At 68.6% G+C, this 401-nt stretch carries 1 protein-coding gene; it reads right to left on the bottom strand.

From position 1 onward, the window contains the following. On the bottom strand, nt 1-401 hold a 401-nt coding region (locus tag R2S09_RS40310), incomplete at both ends, for an MFS transporter (RefSeq protein ID WP_316746267.1).

The raw sequence follows: 401 nt of genomic DNA, 5'->3' as shown, positions 1-401 counted from the left end.
CCCATCTCTTCCAGTGCTTTGCCCTTCGTCTCCTTGACGAACTTCAGGACGAACGGGATGGAGAGGGCCGCGAAGGCCGTGTAGATCACGTACGTGCCGGACAGGTTCCAGTCGGCCAGCGAGGGGAAGCTCGCGGTGATGGCCCAGTTGGCGATCCACTGCGCGGCGGCGGCCACGCCGAGCGCGGCGGCGCGGATCCTGTTCGGGAACATCTCGCCGAGCATGACCCAGACGACCACACCCCAGGACAGGGCGAAGAAGAGCACGAACACGTGGGCGGCGACCAGGGCGACCCAGCCCTGGGTGGCGGGCAGCTTGCCGTCCACCAGGTGGGAGGAGAACGCCCAGGCCTCCAGCGCGAGGCCGACGGCCATGCCGATCGAGCCGATCAGCGCGAGCGG

This window comes from Streptomyces sp. MK7 (assembly GCF_032658145.1).
Classification (GTDB): Bacteria; Actinomycetota; Actinomycetes; order Streptomycetales; family Streptomycetaceae; genus Streptomyces; species Streptomyces spiralis.
This window is presented reverse-complemented; position numbering and strand designations above follow the sequence as displayed.